Source organism: Curtobacterium sp. 320, assembly GCF_031455235.1.
GTDB lineage: Bacteria > Actinomycetota > Actinomycetes > Actinomycetales > Microbacteriaceae > Curtobacterium.
The window spans coordinates 175,786-194,140 of record NZ_JAVDSI010000009.1; the positions used below are offsets into that span (position 1 = coordinate 175,786).

General features: G+C 72.8%; 18 protein-coding genes. 13 read left to right on the forward strand and 5 right to left on the reverse strand.

Annotation, left to right across the window (positions count from 1 at the left end; all coding sequences use genetic code 11):
* Positions 1–28: 28 nt before the first annotated feature.
* On the reverse strand, positions 29–769 hold the full coding sequence (locus J2X60_RS13535; protein ID WP_070416464.1) for a FadR/GntR family transcriptional regulator: 741 nt from the start codon (positions 767–769) through the stop codon (positions 29–31).
* A gap of 188 nt (positions 770–957) precedes the next feature.
* Here J2X60_RS13535 and J2X60_RS13540 point away from each other — a divergent pair, with 188 nt between their 5' ends.
* The 6 genes from J2X60_RS13540 to J2X60_RS13565 are packed head-to-tail and all read left to right on the forward strand — an operon-like array spanning position 958 to position 7,119.
* Positions 958–2,358, forward strand: a complete 1,401-nt coding sequence (locus tag J2X60_RS13540) for an MFS transporter (RefSeq protein ID WP_309888188.1) — start codon at positions 958–960, stop codon at positions 2,356–2,358.
* A complete protein-coding gene (locus J2X60_RS13545; RefSeq protein WP_309888190.1) occupies positions 2,355–4,073 on the forward strand; it encodes a dihydroxyacetone kinase family protein in 1,719 nt (572 codons plus the stop codon). The genes J2X60_RS13540 and J2X60_RS13545 overlap by 4 nt, the downstream gene beginning before the upstream one ends.
* 10 nt (positions 4,074–4,083) lie before the next feature.
* On the forward strand, positions 4,084–4,584 hold the full coding sequence (locus J2X60_RS13550; protein WP_309888192.1) for a ribose-5-phosphate isomerase: 501 nt from the start codon (positions 4,084–4,086) through the stop codon (positions 4,582–4,584).
* A complete protein-coding gene (locus J2X60_RS13555) occupies positions 4,584–5,375 on the forward strand; it encodes a triose-phosphate isomerase family protein (protein ID WP_309888194.1) in 792 nt (263 codons plus the stop codon). Before J2X60_RS13550 ends, J2X60_RS13555 begins: the two co-directional genes overlap by 1 nt.
* Complete coding sequence (locus J2X60_RS13560; protein ID WP_309888196.1) at positions 5,372–6,205, forward strand: sugar phosphate isomerase/epimerase family protein; 834 nt, start codon at positions 5,372–5,374, stop codon at positions 6,203–6,205. Before J2X60_RS13555 ends, J2X60_RS13560 begins: the two co-directional genes overlap by 4 nt.
* On the forward strand, positions 6,202–7,119 hold the full coding sequence (locus J2X60_RS13565; RefSeq protein ID WP_092383824.1) for a phosphogluconate dehydrogenase C-terminal domain-containing protein: 918 nt from the start codon (positions 6,202–6,204) through the stop codon (positions 7,117–7,119). The genes J2X60_RS13560 and J2X60_RS13565 overlap by 4 nt, the downstream gene beginning before the upstream one ends.
* Here the strand turns inward: J2X60_RS13565 and J2X60_RS13570 are convergent.
* Complete coding sequence (locus J2X60_RS13570) at positions 7,109–8,710, reverse strand: hypothetical protein (RefSeq protein ID WP_309888200.1); 1,602 nt, start codon at positions 8,708–8,710, stop codon at positions 7,109–7,111. The two genes, J2X60_RS13565 and J2X60_RS13570, sit on opposite strands and share 11 nt — an antisense overlap.
* Positions 8,711–8,812: 102 nt before the next feature.
* Between J2X60_RS13570 and J2X60_RS13575 the strand changes: the two genes are divergently transcribed.
* On the forward strand, positions 8,813–9,601 hold the full coding sequence (locus tag J2X60_RS13575; RefSeq protein WP_309888202.1) for an SDR family NAD(P)-dependent oxidoreductase: 789 nt from the start codon (positions 8,813–8,815) through the stop codon (positions 9,599–9,601).
* Positions 9,602–9,754: 153 nt separating this feature from the next.
* On the opposite strand, the gene J2X60_RS13580 is transcribed toward J2X60_RS13575, so the two are convergent.
* Complete coding sequence (locus J2X60_RS13580; protein WP_309888204.1) at positions 9,755–10,717, reverse strand: DUF1648 domain-containing protein; 963 nt, start codon at positions 10,715–10,717, stop codon at positions 9,755–9,757.
* Positions 10,714–11,064 (reverse strand): GntR family transcriptional regulator, encoded by a 351-nt coding sequence (locus tag J2X60_RS13585; protein ID WP_309779155.1) that lies wholly within the window; start codon positions 11,062–11,064, stop codon positions 10,714–10,716. The genes J2X60_RS13580 and J2X60_RS13585 overlap by 4 nt, the downstream gene beginning before the upstream one ends.
* Positions 11,065–11,299: 235 nt before the next feature.
* Here J2X60_RS13585 and J2X60_RS13590 point away from each other — a divergent pair, with 235 nt between their 5' ends.
* Genes J2X60_RS13590 through J2X60_RS13600 form a run of 3 tightly spaced genes read left to right on the forward strand, consistent with a single transcriptional unit; the run spans position 11,300 to position 13,364 of the window.
* Positions 11,300–11,479, forward strand: a complete 180-nt coding sequence (locus J2X60_RS13590; RefSeq protein ID WP_309779156.1) for a hypothetical protein — start codon at positions 11,300–11,302, stop codon at positions 11,477–11,479.
* Complete coding sequence (locus tag J2X60_RS13595) at positions 11,476–12,486, forward strand: helix-turn-helix domain-containing protein (protein ID WP_309779157.1); 1,011 nt, start codon at positions 11,476–11,478, stop codon at positions 12,484–12,486. Before J2X60_RS13590 ends, J2X60_RS13595 begins: the two co-directional genes overlap by 4 nt.
* Positions 12,486–13,364: an alpha/beta hydrolase gene (locus J2X60_RS13600; RefSeq protein ID WP_309779158.1), complete on the forward strand. Its 879-nt coding sequence runs from the start codon at positions 12,486–12,488 to the stop codon at positions 13,362–13,364. Before J2X60_RS13595 ends, J2X60_RS13600 begins: the two co-directional genes overlap by 1 nt.
* Here J2X60_RS13600 and J2X60_RS13605 read toward each other — a convergent pair.
* The gene (locus tag J2X60_RS13605) at positions 13,351–14,781 is read right to left on the reverse strand and encodes a PLP-dependent aminotransferase family protein (RefSeq protein ID WP_309779159.1); all 1,431 of its coding nucleotides are present in this window, start codon (positions 14,779–14,781) and stop codon (positions 13,351–13,353) included. The genes J2X60_RS13600 and J2X60_RS13605 overlap by 14 nt on opposite strands.
* Before the next feature lie 34 nt (positions 14,782–14,815).
* On the opposite strand from J2X60_RS13605, the gene J2X60_RS13610 reads away from it, so the two are divergent.
* The 3 genes from J2X60_RS13610 (at position 14,816) to rlmN (ending at position 17,927) form a co-directional block, all read left to right on the forward strand.
* Positions 14,816–15,592, forward strand: a complete 777-nt coding sequence (locus J2X60_RS13610) for a pyridoxamine 5'-phosphate oxidase family protein (protein WP_309888206.1) — start codon at positions 14,816–14,818, stop codon at positions 15,590–15,592.
* Positions 15,593–15,739: 147 nt separating this feature from the next.
* Positions 15,740–16,654: an NlpC/P60 family protein gene (locus tag J2X60_RS13615; protein ID WP_309779162.1), complete on the forward strand. Its 915-nt coding sequence runs from the start codon at positions 15,740–15,742 to the stop codon at positions 16,652–16,654.
* 40 nt (positions 16,655–16,694) lie between these two features.
* Complete coding sequence (gene rlmN, locus J2X60_RS13620; protein WP_070416448.1) at positions 16,695–17,927, forward strand: 23S rRNA (adenine(2503)-C(2))-methyltransferase RlmN; 1,233 nt, start codon at positions 16,695–16,697, stop codon at positions 17,925–17,927.
* Positions 17,928–18,355: the final 428 nt, after the last annotated feature.

Here is an 18,355-nt window from a genome sequence, read left to right on the forward strand (position 1 = left end):
GGGCGGGGCCGGCGGCTGGCCCCGTCCGTCAGTCGGCGGGGCCGGCGTGCTCGATGCGGGCGCTCGCCGTGGCCATGTGGTCGTCCATCGCCCGCTGCACCGCGAGCACGTCCCCGGCCCGGAGCGCCTCGAGGATCGCCCGGTGCTCCTCGTACGCGGCCTCGGTGGCCTGGCGGGTCCGGACACGACGGCCGACCCACACGCTGAGCATCGATCGGAGGCTCTGCAGCAGGTCGGCGAGCACGTCGTTCCCGGCGGAGCGGGCGAGCAGCACGTGGAACCGGACGTCGGCGTCGATGAAGGCGTCCGGGTCGTCGAGCGCCTGGTGCTGCCGGTCGATGTAGGTCTGGAGCTCGTCGAGCTGCGCCGGCGTCGCACGCTGGGCGGCGAGGATCGCCGCGGTGCGTTCGAGCGACGACCGGACCTCGAGCAGCTCCCGGGTCCGGTTCGACGCGAGCATGAGCCCCCACGACAGGGTCGTCGGCAGCAGGTCCGAGGTCCCGCCCTGCAGGTACGTGCCGGAACCCGGGCGGATCTGCACGATGCCGAGGATCTCGAGCGCCGCGAGGGCCTCTCGCACGGCGGACCGACCGACCCCGAGCCGTTCGGCCAGCACCCGCTCCGAGGGCAGCCGCGAACCGGGAGCAAGGTCGCCGGCGGTCAGCAGGGAGACGAGCTGTCGGGCGACCTCGGAGGCGGGGGAGCCCGTCGGCACCGACTCGAGTTCGAGGCGGATGTTGAGCGGGTCGTCCGGGCTGAACGCGGGCATGCAGTGAGCGTACCGGTCGGTCAACCGGTTGCGGCGGGACTCCCCGCCGCTCCGTGGCGGCATGAAATGGTCAACCGGTTGACAAGTTTCGAGCGACCGCGCACACTGGTCCGTGCGCACCGATGCGTCACCTCCGTCCCCGGCGCAGCAGCCGACCGGAGCACCACCCCACCCGAGCAGGAGTCATCGTGGACATCCCCGCCACGCGAGGCATCCCCACCTCGGTCGTCGAGAAGACGGCCATCCGCAAGATCGCGATCCGCATCGTGCCCTTCGTGGCGCTGATGTTCTTCATCAACTTCCTCGACCGCACTGCGATCTCCTTCGCGGCCCCGAACGGCATGGAGGCCGACCTCGGCCTGACCGCCGCGCAGTTCGGGTTCGCCTCGGGCGTGTTCTTCATCGGCTACCTCGTGCTCGAGGTGCCGTCGAACCTGGCGCTGCACAAGTTCGGCGCCCGCGTCTGGCTCGCCCGCATCATGATCACGTGGGGCATCGTCTCGCTGCTCTTCACGTGGGTGCAGAACTACCCGCAGCTCGTCGGCCTGCGCTTCCTGCTCGGCATCGCCGAGGCCGGGTTCTTCCCCGGCGCGATCCTGTTCCTGTCGACCTGGGTCCCCGCCCGGCACCGCGGCAAGATGCTCGCGCTCTTCTACCTGGCGCAGCCGCTCACCAGCGTGATCGGTTCGCCGCTCGCCGGCTGGCTGATGACCCACGAGGGACTGCTCGGCGGCCTCGCGGGCTGGCGCTTCATGTTCCTCTGCGTGTCGATCCCCGCGATCATCGTCGGCATCCTGTGCCTCTTCGTGCTGAAGGACAAGCCGTCGCAGGCGAAGTGGCTCGACGAGGACGAGAAACTCTGGCTCGAGGGCGCCCTCGCGAAGGAGAACAGCCAGAAGGAGGGCAACGCGCACGGCAAGGGCGGCCTCCGTGCGGCGTTCGGCTCCGGTCGCGTCTGGATGCTCGCCGCCGTGTACTTCGGCTTCATCTACGGCCTGTACGCCCTGAGCTTCTTCCTGCCGACCATCATCGACGGCTTCCAGGAGCAGTTCGGCACCACGTTCGACCTGTTCCAGAAGGGGCTCATCACGGCGATCCCGTACGTGCCCGCCGCCGTCGTCCTCTACTTCTGGTCGCGTGACGCGTTCCGGCGCGGCGTCCGGGTGTGGCACATCGCGGTCCCCGCCCTCGTCGGTGGCCTGAGCATCCCGGTGGCCCTCTACATGAACAGCCCGGCCGCCACGGTCGCCGTCATCGCGATCACCGCGTGCTCGATCTTCGCCGCGCTGCCGAACTTCTGGACCGTCCCGACGCAGTTCCTCACCGGTGCCGCAGCGGCCGCGGGCGTCGCGCTCATCAACACGGTCGGCAACCTCGGCGGGTTCGCCGCGCCGTACATCACCGGCGCCGTCAGCGAGTGGACCGGCGGGTACCAGGTGCCGATGTTCATCGTCGGGTTCTTCATGGTGCTGTCGAGCGTCCTGATGTTCGTCCTCGGCCGGACCACGAAGCGGAACGAGCGACGCGACGCCGACGCCGACGCTGCCGCGCAGGCCGCGACGACCACGACCCAGGAGTCCCACGCATGACCCGCCTGTTCAACGACCCCGCGGACTTCGCGAACGAGATGGTGGACGGCTTCGTCGCCGCGAACCGCTCCCGGGTGCGGAAGGTCCACGGCGGCGTCGCCCGCTCGACCACGTCGCCGGACGGCACGGTCGCGCTCGTGATCGGCGGCGGATCCGGGCATTACCCGGCGTTCGGCGGACTCGTCGGGCACGGCCTGGCCGCCGGTGCTGCGATGGGCAACTTGTTCGCCAGCCCGAGCGCACAACAGGTCACGTCGGTCGCGAAGGCCTCCGAGCACGGCGGCGGGGTGCTGCTGAGCTACGGCAACTACGCCGGCGACGTCCTCAACTTCGACGCAGCCGCCCGGGCACTCACCGCGGCCGGCATCGACGTCCGCACGGTCCGCGTCACCGACGACGTCGCGAGTGCCCCGAGTGCCGAGGCCCACAAGCGCCGCGGGATCGCGGGGGACCTCTGCGTGTTCAAGGTCGCCGGAGCCGCCGCCGAGCGGGGTGACGACCTCGACACCGTCACGACGATCGCGGAGCGGGCGAACGACCGGACCCGCAGCTTCGGCGTCGCGTTCTCCGGCTGCTCGCTGCCCGGCGCGGAGGAACCCCTGTTCACCGTCCCCGAGGGTCGCATGGCGATCGGCATGGGCATCCACGGCGAACGCGGCATCGACGAAGCCGACGTCCCCACCGCGTCCGGACTGGCGGACCTGCTCGTCGACAAGCTGCTCACCGAGCTGCCGTCCGGTGTCGCAGCCGACGGAGCACGCGTCGTCCCGATCCTCAACGGCCTCGGTTCCGTCAAGTACGAGGAGCTCTTCGTCGTGTTCGACGCCGTGCAGCGCCGACTGACCGCGGCCGGCGCAGTCGTCGTCGAGCCCGAGGTCGGCGAACTCGTCACGAGCTTCGACATGGCCGGCGTCTCACTGACCCTCTTCTGGCTCGACGACGAGCTCGAGGAACTCTGGGCTGCCCCGGCCTACACCCCCGCCTACCGCAAGGGCGGCGCCGTCCCGCAGGAGCCCGTGTCCTCCGACGTCCTCGAGGCCGGCGTGGTCGTCCCCGTGACCGTCGGCACCGACGAGTCCCGGGCGGCCGCGACCCGCATCGCGACGGCGATCACGGCCGTGCGCGCGACGATCGACGCCCACGCCGACGAACTCGGCCGCATCGACGCCGTGGCCGGCGACGGCGACCACGGGATCGGCATGCAGCGCGGCTCCACCGCGGCGGACGCGGCGGCGCAGGACGCCGCAGCACGCGGCGCCGGTGCCGGCTCGGTCCTCGCGATCGCCGGTGACGCCTGGTCCGACAAGGCCGGTGGCACGTCCGGTGCGATCTGGGGTGCGGCCCTGGAGGCACTGGGTCGCGTCCTCGGGGACACCTCGCGCCCGTCGGCCACCACCGTCGCCGGCGCCGTGCGCGCGGCCGCCGAGGCCGTCCTCGCGTTCGGGGCCGTCCCGGGCGACAAGACCATGGTCGACGCGCTCGTCCCGTTCGACGAGGTCCTCACCGCCCGCACCGCGGCCGGCGACGACCTGGTCACCGCCTGGTCCGCCGCATCCGCCGCTGCCACGACCGCGGCCGACGCCACCGCCGACCTGCTGCCGCGGATGGGCCGCGCCCGGACCCACGGCGAGGACGCGGTCGGCACCCCCGACGCCGGTGCGATCTCGTTCGCCCTCATCACCGCCGCGGTCCTCGCGACGCTCTCCGAGAAGTAAGGAAGACCCCATGACCGAGCAGCAGTTCCGCATCGTCGTCGGCTCCGACGACGCCGGGTTCGACTACAAGGAGATCATCAAGGCCGACCTCGCCACGGATCCGCGCGTGGTCAGCGTCACGGACGTGGGGGTCGACGCGGACGGGCACACCGCCTACCCGCACGTCGCCGTCGACGCCGCACGGCTCGTCGCGAACGGTGACGCGGACCGGGCGATCCTGATCTGCGGCACCGGACTCGGCGTCGCGATCAGCGCGAACAAGGTCCCCGGCATCCGGGCCGTCACGGCGCACGACTCGTTCAGCGTCGAGCGCTCGATCCTGTCGAACGACGCCCAGGTCCTCTGCATGGGCCAGCGGGTCGTCGGCGTCGAGGTCGCCCGGCGCATGGCGAAGGAGTGGCTCGGCTACACCTTCGACACGTCGTCCGCGAGCGCCGAGAAGGTGCAGGCGATCTGCTCGTACGAAACGAGCACTGCCGACGGGTCGGCCCCGGTCGGGACCGACGCCTGATGCCCGCGTCCACGGCAGCCGCCCCGCTGACGATCGGGGTGTCGCTGAAGATGTACTTCTCCCACGCCCGGACGCTCGAGTGGACGGCCGCCGTGGTCGACATCGCTCGGACGCACCCCGCGGTGCGGTCCGGCGCCGTCGAGCTCTTCGTCATCCCGACGTTCCCCGCGCTCGTCCCGGTGCGCGAGGTGATCGGGGACGCCCCCGTGACGCTCGGCGCGCAGGACCTGGCCTGGGCGGACACCGGCGCCTTCACCGGCGAGGTGTCCGGTGCGGAGCTGCGCGAGATCGGCGTCGCGCTCGTCGAGATCGCGCACGCGGAGCGGCGCTCCCTGTTCCACGAGACGGACGAGGAGATCGCCGGGAAGGTGCACGCCGCCTTCCGCAACCACCTGCGCCCCCTGATCTGCGTCGGCGAGGCCACTCGCGCCTCCAGTGAGACCGCCGTGGCGGACGTGACCGCGCAGCTCGACCGGTTCCTGGCGACCGCGACCGCGGACGGTCTCGCCGGGCCGATCATCGCGGCGTACGAACCCGTGTGGGCGATCGGCGCCCCGGCGCCCGCGCCCGACGAGCACATCGTCGCGGTCCTCGCCGGGATCGAGGAGCACCTCGCCTCCCGGCCGGAGCTCGTCGGCTCAGTGGCGATCTACGGCGGCAGCGCCGGACCGGGCCTGCTCACCCGTGGGCAGGGGCGCATCGGCGGGCTGTTCCTCGGACGGTTCGCGCACGACCCCGCCGCGATCCGGACCATCCTCGACGAAGCCGGGCAGCTGGGAGCGACCGCATGACCTCCCTGCTCGGCCTCTCCACCTACGCCTACTTCTGGCGGATGTCCGACCGTGTGCCGGACCCGATGTCGCTCGACGACGCGATGCGGGACGCGGCGGCGTACGACGGCGTCGACCTCTTCCAGATCTGCGACCACCTGCCGCTCGACACCGCCTCGGACGACCGACTGGCCGCGATCCGGGCACTGGCCGACGAGCTCGGGCTGGCGCTCGAGGTCGGCACCCGTGGGACCCACCCGGAGCATCTCGCGCGGTACCTGCACGTCGCGCAGGCGCTCGGTGCGACCCTCGTGCGGAGCATGTGGACGAGCGGCGACGACCAGCCCGACGCCCTTGAGACCGAACGTCGACTGCGCCAGGCGCTCCCCGCGTACGAGGCCGCCGGGGTGACGCTGGCGCTCGAGACCTACGAGGTCGTCGCCACCGAGGACCTCGTCGCCGTCGTCCGGGCCGTCGGCTCCGACCACCTCGGGATCTGCCTCGACCCGGCGAACACCGTCGCGCGGCTGGAGCACCCCGCCGACGTGGTCGCCGCGGCCGCCCCGTACACCCGCAACTGGCACGTCAAGGACTCCGGGTTCACCCGCTCACCGGGCTGGGTCGGGTTCCAGTACACCGGCGTCCGCACCGGCACCGGTCTCCTCGACTACGACGCCGTCCGCGCCGCGATCGACCCCGACGCACGGGGCATCAACCGCGTGGTCGAGTTCTGGCTGCCCTGGCAGGACGAGGCCCTCGGCGCCACGGGCGACCCGGCACAGACCACCACCCGCATCGAGGCGGCGTGGACCGAACACACCATCGAGTACATCAGGAGCAAGGAATCATGACCGACACCGTCACCACCCCCCACACCGTCGCTGCCGGATCCGGTACGGCCGACGTCACCGTCGCCGTGATCGGTGCCGGCGGCAAGATGGGTACCCGCGTCTCGAACAACTTCGCCAAGAGCGAGTACACGACGCTGTACAGCGAGGCCTCGCCCGCCGGGCAGGAGCGCATCGAGGCCCTCGGCCGGTCGCTCACCGACAGCGTCGAGGCGGCCAAGGTCGCCGACGTCGTGATCCTCGCCGTGCCGGACGTCCTGCTCGGCAGCATCTCCGAGCAGCTCGTCCCGGTCATGAAGTCGGGTGCCAGCATCCTGACCCTCGACCCGGCCGCCGCCTACGCCGGGCTGCTCGCCAAGCGCGAGGACATCCACTACGCCGTGGCGCACCCGTGCCACCCGTCGGTGTTCCTCGAGCGCACCACCAAGGAGGAGTGGGACGACACCTTCGGTGGCATCGCCGCCCCGCAGGAGGTCATCGCCGCCTTCGACGCGTCGGAGTCGCTCGGCGACGAGGGTGACGCCGCCAAGGCCGTCGCCGAGGCCGTCATCACGACCATGTACGCGCCCGTCATCCAGGTGCACTGGGTCACGGTGAAGCAGCTCGCCGTCCTCGAGCCGACGCTCGTCGAGACCATCGCCTGCATGATCGGCGACTTCCTCAACGACGCCCTCGAGGAGACCGTCACCGGTGTCGGCGTGCCCCGCGAGGCCGCCCGCGCCATGCTCTACGGCCACACCTGGATCGCCCTGACGAACGGTCTGCGTGGCTCGAACCCGTTCTCGGACGCCTGCCACATCGCGATGGGCTACGGCCGCGAGAAGCTCATCAAGGAGGACTGGAAGCAGGTCTTCGACGACAGCGAGCTCGACAGCGTCATCGCCAAGATGCTCAAGATCGACGCCGTCAAGCGCTGATCGATCCCCGAGACCGGAACGCCCCGCCGACCCCCTTCCGGCGGGGCGTTCCCCTCGGTCCCCACGCCTCGGCGAGCGTGATCGAGGCGACTCCCGGCACCGTGAGCGCCTTGACCGCCGCGTCGAACCACGCGGCGGCGGCCGCGGAGTGCTGCTGCGGATCCGTCGCGTCCGGCACGGACTCCGGTCCGGAGCCCGACTCGACCGAGGCGTCGGTCACGGCCTGACGCGGCGACGTCGCCACGGCGTTGAACCGCGGACGCAGCGTCACCGGCCCGACGTGGAGCGGCCTGCCGGCGGCCAGCCTGGAGGCGCTCATCGCCACCCAGCGCTGCATCCGGATCGACTCGGTCACCTGGGCACGGCTGCGGTCGTGCATCTGCGGCGTCACGCTGAACGTGAGCGGACCGTCCCAGTCGCCGAACAGGTCGATCGTGCGGTTCAGCTCGGTGAAGTGCGCGCGCGTCCCGGCCACGACGTCGAGTCCCTCGTGCGCGGCTGCTGTCTCCCGGAGCGCCCGCTGCAGCGCCGTCGTCGTCACGTGCGACGACGGGTCGAACGCGCCGATGCGCACCACCGGCCCGGACGCCAGGACCTCGTCGACCGCGGCGCGCAGCCGGGCCGGGTCGTCGGTGACGAACCGCACGTCGAGCGGCGCGCCTCGGGCGTCCCGCCGGGCGGAGGCGAGCACCGCGGCGACGTCGTGGTCGCCGAGGACGGGCTCGACGAGGATCGGCACGCCGCCGGGGAGTGCCTCGTCGTCCGGGCGCGCAGCGGCCGGGGCGGAGGTGGCCAGCAGCTGGAGGGTCGGGGGCGGGGTGACCACGGAGGTCGGGGCCGGCCCGTCGAGCGCGGCGAGGTCCGGGGCGGGGGAGGGCGCGCCTCCCGGGTGTCGCACCGCGCGCAGCGTGAGCGCCTGGTGGACGACGGCACCGGCGTCGAGCGCGACGGGGAAGGGCTCGGCCAGCGGCGTCGAGTAGGTCTTGAACGAGGCGTCGGTCCAGTTGCGCTGGTCCTCCATCTCGAACACGTCGCCGGTGAGGTCGAGCGTGCAGTCCGTGCCGCCGGTCGTCCAGGCGTACCCGGCGACGTCGGTCGCGGGTTGGTGCGGGGCGATCCACAGCGGGAACGTGTGCGATGTGGCGGGCGCTGCCGGGTGGCGGACCGTGAACGGGGTGCCGGCGAGTGTCGGCGGGTGCAGGACGACCAGGCCGATGCGGTTGCGGCGGAACGGCGCGGTCGTGGTGGCGGTCGCGTCGACGTGCAGGGTGTCGGCGTCGATCGTGAGGTCGAGGGTGGTGCGGAGGACCTCGGCGTCGTCGAAGGCGCTCGTCACCTCGATGCGGGTACGGGCTCGGGCCCGCGCTTGCCCGTGTTCGTCGGACGCGGCGGCTTCGGTCGTCCGGCGGGTGACGGTGTCGTCCGCGGTGCGCCAGTCCTGGTCGCGGGTGACGAACCGGATGCCGCGCAGCACCGGCACCCCGTCGTGGCGGACGTCGGCGAGCTCGGAGCCGCGGAGGGTCACCCGCCACGGTCCGACGACGAGCACGTCCTCGGCGGTCGAGTCCGCCCACGCACCTTCGTCGGTCATGTCCCTTTGCTACCAGTCGGTCAACCGGTTGCGCAATGATGTGTCCAGGAGCGGCGTCGCTCCGAGGACGGGGCACTGCCGCCCTGAGGACGGAGCACACGCATGGCCGGACGACTGACCGGGAAGACCGCCCTGGTGACCGGGGCTGGATCGGGGATCGGGCGGGCGATCGCGGACCGGTTCGTGGCCGAGGGGGCGCGGGTCGTGTACGCGGACCGGGACGCCGCGGCTGCCGCTGCTGCTGCCGCTGCTGCTGCCGCATCTGCGTCCGCGGCTGTCACCGCCGACTCGGCGATCGCGCTCACCGTGGACATCGCGGACGAGTCGAGCGTGGCGGCCGGCTTCGCCGCCCTGGTCGCCCGCGGCGCCGTACCGGACGTCGTCGTCGCGAACGCCGGCGTGCAGCTCTTCGGTCACGACGCGAAGGTCGCCGACGTCGCGCTCGAGACCTGGAACCGCACGCTCGCGGTGAACCTGACGGGCACCTTCCTCACCGTGAAGCACGCCGTCCGGGCCATGCTCGCGGCCGGTGGCGGCGGGTCCGTCATCGTGACGGGGTCGCCGACCGGCCTGAACGGCGAGGGTGCCGACTTCGCCGCCTACTCGTCCACGAAGGGCGGCGTCCACGCGCTCGTCCGGGCGACAGCGATGGCCTACGCCCGTGACGGCATCCGCGCCAACACCGTCGTGCCGGGCTACACCGAGACGGCGCTCGTCCAGACGATCTCGGGCGACCCGGAGTCCCGCGCGGCGATCGTGTCGCGGACGCCGCTCGGCCGAGCCGGGACCCCGGACGACGTCACCGGGATCATGGTGTACCTCGCGAGCGACGAGTCGTCCTACGCGACCGGCGCGCTCTTCCGGGTCGACGGCGGGATGACGAGCCTGTAGCGCCGCGCCGCGCCCCGCCCGCGCCCGCGCCCGCGCCCCGCCGCGCCGCGCTGCGCCGCGCCCCGCCACGGCGCTCGACGGTGAGCAGAAATGGTCGGGTTCGCTCGACCGACCCGACCATTCCTGCTCACGAAGAGCGCACGCGCCCCGGGGTCAGGCGTGCCCGCGTGCCGCGAGCAGCGCGCCGAGCGCCGCCGCACCGCGCTCGGCATCGGCGACCGTGACCACCCGCGCTCCGCCGCCCCGGAGCCGGACGACGAGCCCCGGCCCCGAACGGACCACGTACGCCACACCCCGGCCGGAGATCCGGTAGCCCCACCCGCCCCACTGCCCGGGCGACACCTGCTCCCACCCGCACGACTCGATGCGGTCGAGCGGGACCCGCACGAGGGGGATCCGCGTCCACGTCGAGGTCAGCCGGAAGCCGCGTCGATCGACCGTGCACTCGACCCGCGCGAGCACCGCCACCGCGATCCCGGCGAGGACGAGCAGCCCGCCCGACACCGCGGCCGCGGTGATGTCGGCGGACGCGGACGCGGTGGCCCAGGCCGCGACGACGCCGCCGACGACGAGGACCACGCCGAGCCCCGCGAACCAGGGGCTGCCGGCCCGTGCACGCCAGGCGACCCGGGCGTCCGTCGGGACGTCCAACGGAGGGACGTCGTGCGCGGGGACCGGCGCTGCCGTCCGGACGAGCGCGATCGTCGGCGGCACGGCCACGGCGACACCGACCACGAGCGTGAGGACGGCCCACCACACCGGGAACGTCGGGTCGTCGACGCGGTCCACGATCGCCTCGGCGATCCATGCGGTCGCGACGGACCCGCTCAGGAGGTTCGCCACCAGCAGCAGGGTCGCCCACGTCCGGCGGTCGTTCCGTCCGAGCGCCACCACCGCGAGTCCGGCGGCGACCAGGGCCACCACGAGGGACCCCCAGAAGAACGGCCACGGCGACCCCCAAGCGTCGGCGACACCGTCCGCGCCGAAGTGCGTCGCCACCCGTGCCGGCAGCGCGGGTCCGAGCGTGAGCGCCGTGACGACCAGCGCGACGGCCACCGCCGCGCTCGGTCCCACCACGGCCAGTCGTGCGCCGGTCCCCATCGTCCGAGTCGTCATCGTGCCCCCTTGATCATCGCGTACAGGTCGTCGAGCGGGACCCCGAGGGTCTCCGCCTGCTCACGGAGCTCCACCACCAGCGACCGCAGGCGGTCGAACGACGCGTTGCCCGACCGCAGCACCGTGGCACCGCGGCCCCGGCGCAGCTCGATGAGTCCGTCGTCCTGCAGCTGGGCGTAGGCCCGCAGCACCGTGTGCATGTTGACGTCGACGGCGGCCGCGAGCTCGCGCGCGGACGGCAACCGCTCGCCGTTCCGGAACTCGCCACGGGCGATCGCGTGCCGGATCTGGGCAGCCACCTGGTCCGCGAGCGATGTCCGTGCCGCGGGATCGACGGTGATCAGCATGTTTGCATTGTATGCGAACAACATACTCCGCGACAGTGCGCGGGCCGTCCGGATTGCGCAGCCCGCTGTCCGGTCCGCGTGGGGTGTCCGACACGCGCGTACCGTCAGGAGGGAAGACGGCATCGTCACGCGTCCTCCCGACGCTCCGATGGCACCTCCCTGACCCCGAGGCCGTTCTGGACGTCGGCACCCATGAGGCCGAGGCGGAGCCGGGCTCGCGAGCAGGGAGCACGCCATGAGCAGCCAGGAACCGAGCAACTACCAGTCCAACGCCGACGTCCAGCCGGTGCGGGTGACCACGTACCGACACCTCCGACGGGCCACACGCCGCGGCTGGGCGGTCCCCGTCGAGTCCGAGCCGTCGCTCGCCGACCTCGTCGGGGAACGATCGCCTGGTGGTCCGGAGCGACGGTGATCCCCGCGGCGGACCGGCCGCCGGCGGAGTCCTCGACCGCGGAGGTCCGTCGGACCTCCGTCCGGGAAGTCCTCCAGAGCGGCACCGACCCCGATGAAGCACTCGAGTTCTACCGCGGCGTGTACGACGGCCACGACATGGCCTTCGCGCCCTCTTCGTCGCCGTTCGGCTTCCGGTACCGCGCCACCGGGGACGGCCGCCTGAGCCTCCGCACATCGTCGGTGTCCGCCGCTCGGTCCGGCTTCCTCGCACCCGAACGGCAGTACCTGCTGGCGTGGTCGGTCGAGGGCGGCATCGTGGTGGACGACGACGTGCTCCTCCGCGCCGGCGTGCCCGTGATGTACCCGGCCGGACGCCCCTTCCACGTCTCGGCACCGGCAGGGACGAAGCACCTCGTGCACTTCGACGCGGACTTCCTCGAGGCCGTCGCGGTCGTGGGGACCGACGCCGCCCCCGTCCCCCTCGCGTTCCCCGTGACCGTGTCCGCGGAACGCCTCGCGCCGCTGCAGGCCGTGCTGCGCGAGGTCGCCCGTCCGCTGCTCGACGTCGCCGTGGTCGACGCCGACCGGGCCGCGCTCGACCTGCGGCTCGCCGAGGCGGTGCTCGGCGCCTTCCGCTCCGATGCCGACCGCCGGGGGACCGCCGCGCCCGCCGGGACGGTCGAACGTGCGAAGGCGTTCATGCACGCGCACTTCGACCGGGCCATCGCCGCCACCGACATCGCCGCCGCGGCCGAGGTCAGCGTCCGGACCCTGCAGGAGGGGTTCCAACGGCGCGAGGGCAGCACCCCGATGGCGTACCTCCGCGACCTGCGCCTCGAGAAGGCCCGCCTCGGCCTGCAGCTCGCGGACCCCAGCGAGACCTCCGTGGCCACCGTCGCGCACTCCTGCGGCTTCCGGCACATGGGGCGGTTCTCGGGTTCGTACTTCTCGATGTACGGCGAGTACCCGGGGGACACCCTCCGCGGTCGGAGACGACGCATCGCCGCCGCGGATATCGTCGGGTGATGCCACCAGAGACGCGTCCCGTCGTCACCGAGGACACCGAGTTCGCCGTCCGCGGCGCGGGCGCTCCCGTCCTCGTCGTGCACGGCACCCCCGGCGGGATCGACGTCGCCGAGATCATGGCGCGGTTCCTGCCGTCCGCCGACTTCCGTGTCGTCACGCTCTCACGTCCCGGGTACCTCGGCACCCGGGTCCGACCCGGCCACGACTCGCTCGACGACGAGGCCGATCGGTACGCCGAGGTCCTCGACGCGCTGGGCATCGACCGCGTGGCGGTGCTCGCCTGGTCGGGCGGGGCCCCTGCCGCCTACCGGTTCGCCGTCCGCCACCCCGAGCGGGTCCACTCCCTCGTCGTGGCGGCCGGACTGACCGGTGCCTGGACGCCCCCGGAGGTCTCCGCACCGGAGCGCCTGGTCGGCGGCACCCTCCTCGGCGCCGCACTCGCCCGGGCCGCCGCGCGACTGGTGCCCGGCGTCGTCGTGCGCCTCGCGGTCTCGGGCGTGAGCTCCCTGCGCGGTCGACGGCTCCGCGAGCACGTCCGCGGGATCCTGCGCGATCCGGAGCGTCGCACGTTCCTGCTCGACCTCGCCCGCACCGGCAACACCGCGGGCCCGCACCGTGCCGGGTGGGAGGCCGACGTCCGGAACCTCGGCGCGGTCACCGACCTCGACCTCGGAGCCGTCCGTGCCCCGACACTGCTGCTGCACGGTGACGCGGACGTCGACGTCGAGCCGTCCAACAGCGTCCGCGCGGCGGACGAGGTCCCGGGAGCGGAGCTCCTCGTCCTGCCCGGCGGCACCCACTTCGCGCTCTGGGACCACCCGGACGCCAGCGCCGTGCAGGACCGGGTGCGGGCCCACCTGCGGCTCAGTACCCCCTGACCGGCAGTACCTCGAGCAGGACGTCGAGTGCGCGATCGAGCTGCGGCAGGGTCAGCGCGCCGTAGCCCAGGACGATCCCCGCCGGTGCGCTCCCCGGCGACACCTCGTACTCCTCGAGCGCGCTCACCAGCACACCGGACCGCGCCATCCGGGCGACCACGTCGTGCCCCGCCGCCCGACCCGACCACGTCAGGACCGCGTGCAGCCCGCCGTCCAGGGCACGCGCCTCCAGGCCCGCGACCGCTGCCACGCGCGTCGCGACCCGCTCCCGTCGGTGCGTGTAGTCCCGGCGCACGCGGCCGAGGTGGCGGCGGAGGGCGCCCGTGCGGAGGAGGTGCGCGAGCGCGACCTGCACGGGCTCCGCCACCACGGGTCCGCGAGCGAGCCGCGAGGCGACGACGGCCTCGAGCACCGGCCCCGGTGGCAGGACCACGTAGCTGCAGCGCAGCCGTGGATCGAGGGTCTTCGAGAACCCGCCGACGTGCACCACGACGCCCGTCGCGTCGAGTGCCGCCAGCGCCGGGACGGGGGAGCCGCGGTGCCGGAACTCCGAGTCGTAGTCGTCCTCGACCACGACCGCCCCGGTGCGCGTCGCCCAGTCGAGCAGGCGGAGCCGTCGTGCCACCGGCATCACCGAGCCGAGCGGGTACTGGTGCGTCGGCGTGACGACGACCGCGTCCACCGGGCCGACGCGGCCGAGGACGTCCACGTCGATCCCGTCGCCGTCCACCGGGACACCCACGAGGGTGGCGCCGGCGCTCGTCATCGCCCGACGTCCGGAGCGGTAGCCGGGATCCTCGACGGCGACGACCGGCGCCCGACCCAGGCGGTTCCGGAGCCCCTCGGTGACGAGCGAGAGCGCCTCGGCCGTGCCGGCGGTGACCACGATCCGGCCGATCTCCGGGGCGAACCCGCGAGCGAGGCCGAGCTGGGCAGCGATCTGCGCGCGGAGCTCCGGGAGGCCGGCCGGGTCGGACAGCGCGTTGCGGAGCGGGGCGTCCGCAGCGGCGCGCCAGGCGGCCCGCCAGTCGCGGGCGGCGATCGCCGTCACGGCGGGGATCCCGGGGCGGGCGTCGAGGAGGTCCGCGCCGGTACCTGCCGCGCCGTCCGCGTGCCCGTGCGTGCGCCCCGTCGCGTCGCGCGCAGCGTGCTCGGTGGGCCAGTGGCCCGCACCGACCCCCGCCGCCACCCGCGCCACCGCCCCCTGCCGCGTCCGGATCCACCCCTCGCCGTCGAGTTGCTCGTACGCCGCGACCACCGTCCCCCGCGCCACCCCCAGCTCCGCCGCGAGGACGCGGGTCGACGGCACTGCGTCCCCGGCCATCAGCGTCCCGTCCTGCACCATCGCCCGGACGCGCGCGACGACCCCGGCGGTCTTCCCGAACTGGTCCACCTGAGCACCGCCGATCTGGTCCACGAACCGGACCGGTCCTGACCCTAGCGTTGCCCGCATGCGCACCACGAGCCTCCCGTCCGACCCCGCCGTCCCGTCGCTCACCGTCCGCCGCCTCCGCGACCGCCAGTCCCACGACCCCGCCGACCTCGACGCGATCCTCGCCGAGGCGATCGTCGCGCACGTCGGCTTCGTCCGCGACGGACACCCGCTCGTCCTGCCGTTCCTCTGCGGCGTCGGCGACCTCGGCGCCGGCCCCGTCCTGCTCCTGCACGGCTCGACCGGCGGCGGTCTCTTCCTCGACGCCGGCGCCGCGGGTGTCCCCGTCAGCGCCACGGTGACCCACGTCGACGGCCTGGTGTTCGCACGCTCGACCTTCGACAGCTCCGCGAACTACCGCAGCGCCGTGGTCGTCGGCAACGCCACCGTGGTGCCGGACGACCTGCGGACCGAGGCGCTCTGGCAGGTCGCCGACCACCTCATGCCCGGACGCCGCGACGAGGTCCGCGAGATGACCGCCAAGGAGGTCCGTGCCACCCAGGTCCTCCAGCTGCCCCTCGACCACGCGAGCGTGAAGATCCGCGCCGCCGGCGTCGGCGAGGCTGCCGACGACGCCGAGGACCACGCGGTGTGGGCGGGCGTCCTCCCGCTCGCGGTCACCGCCGGGAAGCCGCTCCCGGGGGACATCTCGGGGGACGCGCCGGTCGACGAGTCGGTGCGCGCCCTGGCGGCCCGCCTCGACGACCTGGCACGGGCTCGGGAGGCGCGGATCGCCGCCGTCATGCGGGACCGGACCACCCGGGCCGTCTCGCGCGACGTGAACCGCGGGTTCTGAGGGGGCTGCGAGGAACACCCGAGCCTGAGACGAACCGCAGGAACGGGCCGCGAGTGCCCAGCGGGGTCCAGGTTCGTGACCAATACGTTATCTTCCCGAGTCGCCTCGTCCCCTGCTCGGGCCGGCTCGTCCGACCCGGAAGGAACCATGGGACGCCACGCACTGCCCGCAGCCCCCGACGGCGCGGCCACCACCGAAGCCGTCGAACTGCGCCGTCCCCGCGGACGTCGTTCCGCCTTCGGCCCCGCCGTGGCCCGCTCGACCTTCGTGGAGCACGAGAAGCCGGCGCGCAGCGTGTCCCTGTCGAACACCCACCCGGTCGCCTCGACGGCCGTTGCCGGAGCGGCCGTGCTGTCCCGGTCCGCAGCGCTCCGAGCCGAACGGGCGGTCGACCCGCGGCACGTCCGCCGGGCTGCCAACGCGAAGCGCGCAGCGGTCCTCCTCGCGCCCGCACTGGCCATCACCTCGAGCCTGACGCTCGCGGTCCCGGCGAACGCCGCGACCCCGTCAACCGACGCGCACCACGGGACGACCACCTCGCAGCACACGCAGACCTACACCGTCGCCCGGGACGTCGAGGTCCCGGTGGTGTCGACCGACGGCATGACGACGACCACGACCGTGGTGTCCTACCCGACGATCGTGACGAAGTTCGGCGTCAGCACCCAGCAGGCGGAGGACGCGATCTCGAAGATCCTCTCCGCCGGTGGCGACCGGGCGACCGTGGTCTCCACCGCCCTGCAGTACATGGGCGACCCGTACGTCGAGGGCGGCGCGAGCCACGAGGGCATCGACTGCTCCGGCCTCACGATGGTCGCGTACGCGGCCGTCGGGATCCCGCTCGTGCACTACGTCCCGACGCAGGACGCCGCGGCGACGACGATCCCGGAGTCCGAGGCGCAGCCCGGCGACCTCGTCGTGTACGACAACGAGGACCACGTCGGCATCTTCCTCGGCGACGGACTGGTGCTCCAGGCGCCACACCCCGGCGCGGTCGTCGACATCGTGCCGATGTACTCCGCGGCGCACCACTTCGCCCGGGTGCTCCCCGCCGGCAGCTGACCGGCACCCGCGGGGCGTCGTCGTCCCGTAAACTGGAGTGATGGCCTCCGAGACCCGCACCCCCTTCGAAGAGCAGCGCTCTGCTCGTCCGCAGGTGCGTCCGCGCACCGAGGGCTGGACGCAGGCCACCGGGACCGACGGCCGGCCGCTCCTGCAGTTCGCGTCCCCGAAGCGTGGCAAGCCGCCCGTGCACCTCGCCGACATGACGGTCGCCGAGCGCGAGGCGAAGGTCGTCGAGCTGGGGTTGCCGAAGTTCCGCGCCAAGCAGCTCTCGACCCACTACTTCACGCACTACACATCCGACCCCGCGCAGATGACCGACCTGCCGGCCGCCCAGCGCGAGGAACTCGTGGCGGGCATGCTCCCGCCCCTCCTCACCGAGACCCGTCGTCTGGCGACCGACAAGGGCGACACGATCAAGTTCCTCTGGAAGCTCCACGACGGGGCGCTGGTCGAGTCCGTGCTCATGCGGTACCCAGGGCGCATCACGCTCTGCGTCTCGTCCCAGGCGGGGTGCGGGATGAACTGCCCGTTCTGCGCGACCGGGCAGGCCGGGCTCACCCGGAACATGTCCACGGCCGAGATCATCGAACAGATCGTCCGTGCCAACGCCGCCATCGCCGCGGGGGAGCTCGGCGGTGATCCCCGCAAGGGCGGGAAGGACCGCGTCGACGCCGAGCGCGTGACGAACATCGTGTTCATGGGCATGGGGGAGCCGCTCGCGAACTACAAGCGCGTGATGGACGCCGTGCGGATCATGGTCGCGCCGCAACCGAACGGCCTCGGCATGAGCGCCCGCGGCATCACCGTGTCGACCGTGGGGCTCGTCCCCGCGATCAACAAGCTCGCCGACGAGGACATCCCCGTCACCTTCGCGCTCTCCCTGCACGCGCCCGACGACGAACTCCGCGACGAGCTCATCCCGGTGAACTCGAAGTGGAAGGCGGACGAGGCGATCGACGCCGCCCACAACTACTTCGTCAAGACGGGCCGACGTGTCTCGATCGAGTACGCGCTCATCAAGGACATGAACGACCACGCGTGGCGTGCCGACCTGCTCGCCGAGAAGCTCAACAAGCGCGGCAAGGGCTGGGTGCACGTGAACCCGATCCCGCTCAACCCGACGCCCGGCTCGGTCTGGACCTCGTCCGAGGTCCACGTGCAGGACGAGTTCGTCCGCCGACTCAACGCCGCCGGCATCCCGACGACCCTCCGCGACACCCGCGGCAAGGAGATCGACGGTGCGTGCGGGCAGTTGGCTGCGGCCGAGTAGGTCGGTCCGGTCCGGTCCGGTTCGGGCCGATTCGGTTCGTTCGGGAGGCACGGTGCGGGTTCGCACTGTGCCTTCCGTCGTTCCCGGCGCGGGTCGGCTCGGCCCGCACCGCGCGATCCGCGTGTTTCCGGGCCTCGCAGACCCGACACGCCCGGGATGTGGCCCGGGTTGGTGCTGCCGTTCACCTCTGCGTAAAGTAATCACTCGTTGCCGCTGAGGCGGAGAACGGAACGGCCGAGACGGTCACCTGGTCACAGACCCGGAGATCTTGTCCACCACGGTTCTTCCCCGGGCAACGAAAGCCAAAAGCCTCTCTGGCGGAACCTCTTTCGAGGTCGAGTGGGGAGTGCGTCTGGTCCTTGAGAACTCAACAGCGTGCACATTGTCAATGCCAATTTATTGACCCCGTGACTCATCAGCTTGCTGGT